Below are 2,271 nucleotides of genomic sequence, written 5' to 3'. Positions count from 1 at the left end.
CAAAATTGATATTGGCGAACTTCCGTCAAACGAAATAGAATTAAAAAATTTATTTAGAAGTCTTATGAATATGCGCGCTCCAAACGATATAAGCGAAGATTATTTAAAAATAGAAGATGAATTTTTGCAAGAAGAACTTAATAAAAAATTTATAACCAATATAGAAAATCTTAAACCTATAAAAAATAATTTGTATATTTGGAAAGGCGATATTACCGCTTTGAAAATTGACGCTATAGTAAACGCCGCAAACTCAGCGATGCTTGGATGTTTTTATCCAATGCATAAATGTATCGATAACGCGATTCATAGCGCCGCTGGAACGAGATTAAGATTATTCTGTCGAGATATTATAAATAAATGCGGAGGTTATTTAGAAACGGGCAATGCAAAAATTACTCCCGCTTTTAATCTTCCATGCAAATATGTTTTGCATACGGTTGGACCGATAATAAAAGATAAAGTTAGCAAAAAAGACGAAGAGCTTCTTTATTCATGCTACAAATCATGTTTGAATTTGGTTTTAGAAAATAATATAGAAAGCGTAGCGTTTTGTTGCATATCCACAGGCGAGTTTAGATTTCCAAACGATTTGGCTGTCGATATAGCTTTATCTTCCGTAAACGATTTTTTGAAAGAAAATAAAAAAATAAATATAAAAATAGTTTTCAATGTTTTTAAAGATATTGATTATGAATTATATAATAAAAAATTAAAGGAAAGTAAAAATGGATAAAAATAAATTAATACAAAAATTAAAAGAAGAAATTGAAAATTCGGACTATATATTGATAGGAGCTGGAGCGGGACTTTCAACTTCGGCGGGATTTTTATACGATGGAAAAAGATTTGAAGAAAATTTTAAAGATTATATTAAAAAATACGGATTTACCGATATGTATAGCGCGGGCTTTTATAATTTTCCAACGCTCGAAGAATATTGGGCTTATTTCAGTTTGTATGTTTATATAAACAGATTTGATATTGAAGAAAACGAAACTTATTTGAATCTTTATAATATAGTAAAAGATAAAAATTATTTCGTCATAACCACAAATGTTGACGGAAGATTTATAGATTCTAAATTTGATAAAGATAAAATTTTTGCGGTTCAGGGAGATTTTTCGCTATTCCAATGCTCGAAACCTTGCAGACAGGAAACTTTTTATAATGAAAAATATATTAGAGAGATGATTAAATATAAAAAAGAAATGAAAATTCCTACCGAGCTTATCCCAAAATGTCCTTATTGCGGAAGAAATATGTCTATGAATTTGAGAGCGAACGATACTTTTGTTCAAGATAAAAATTGGGACAATCAAAAATCAAAATATGAAGAATTTTTAAAAATATCGAATAATTCAAAGATTTTGTTTTTGGAGCTTGGAGTCGGTTTTAATACGCCTTCTATAATAAAATATAATTTTTGGAGAATGACTTTAAATAATAGAAATTCAGTTTATGTTTCCATAAATTTGGGAGAATGCTACTGCGCAAGCGATATTGAAGAACGTTCGATATGTATAGACGCCGATATATCAGAAGTATTGAAAAAATTGATTAAATAAAAAATTGTCATTGAGAATGCGCTGACTAAAGTCCGCCTTTGGCGAAAGCGGGCATGTTGCCAAATGAAGCAATCCAAACTGAATAGATTACTTCAGTCGTTCTACTCCTTCGTAATGACAAATATTAATTTAACTTTTTAGGAATTCTAACATTTTGCAAATCCGTAAGCCTTTGAATTATAGATTTCTGCACTTCGTAATTTGAAGGCTCATCGTTTGCAAATTCGTATTTATTTGCAAGAATCAAATATTCTTTTTCCTGCGTATAATTTCGCATTTTTCTGTATAATATAGATATTCTAAATAAAGATAATTTTTGTCTGTATCCGTTTAAATAAGATTGTCTATAATAATCTATCGCTAAAGAATTTCTGCTTTTATTTTCGTAAAGTTCCGCCAATTTGAAATATATTCTTCCTCTTTCGATTCTGTCGGCGCTCGTTTCGGCAATATTTATAATTTCTTTTTCCGTAGCCGAATAATTTTCTTCGTCAATTAATTTTTCGTAAATATGAAGCAAACCAAAATAAGAATCCAATTTATATGCTGGAACATTGAAATTGGTATTTAATTGAATCGCTTTTTTATATTCTTCGACAGCCAATCTATAACTTGCCGCTCCGCCTTGCTCGGCTGGACTTCCCGCTTCTATTTCGTATATTAAGCCCAAATAATAATGAGCGTCCGCGTTATCTGGATAATA

Annotated in this window: 3 protein-coding genes; 2 read left to right on the top strand and 1 reads right to left on the bottom strand. The window is 30.1% G+C overall.

Annotated elements, in window-relative coordinates; translation table 11 throughout:
* Both EZH24_RS10530 and EZH24_RS10525 read left to right on the top strand, forming a co-directional pair.
* Positions 1 to 736 (top strand): protein-ADP-ribose hydrolase (locus EZH24_RS10530; RefSeq protein ID WP_201798589.1); only part of this gene is annotated, 736 nt, incomplete at its 5' end.
* The gene (locus tag EZH24_RS10525) at positions 729 to 1,568 is read left to right on the top strand and encodes an SIR2 family NAD-dependent protein deacylase (RefSeq protein ID WP_137999081.1); all 840 of its coding nucleotides are present in this window, start codon (positions 729 to 731) and stop codon (positions 1,566 to 1,568) included. The genes EZH24_RS10530 and EZH24_RS10525, both read left to right, overlap by 8 nt.
* 124 nt (positions 1,569 to 1,692) lie before the next feature.
* Here the strand turns inward: EZH24_RS10525 and EZH24_RS10520 are convergent.
* A partial coding sequence (locus tag EZH24_RS10520) for a hypothetical protein (RefSeq protein ID WP_137999080.1) occupies positions 1,693 to 2,271 on the bottom strand: 579 nt, incomplete at its 5' end.

The organism is Brachyspira catarrhinii (genome assembly GCF_005518285.1).
Lineage (GTDB): Bacteria > Spirochaetota > Brachyspiria > Brachyspirales > Brachyspiraceae > Brachyspira > Brachyspira catarrhinii.
The sequence above is the reverse complement of the archived record's forward strand: the minus strand, read 5'-3'. Positions and strand labels throughout refer to the sequence as shown.

What these genes read in the sequence shown, in the direction of transcription:
- EZH24_RS10525 (WP_137999081.1), top strand. Translation starts at nt 729, where the DNA reads ATGGATAAAAATAAATTAATACAAAAATTAAAAGAAGAAATTGAAAAT.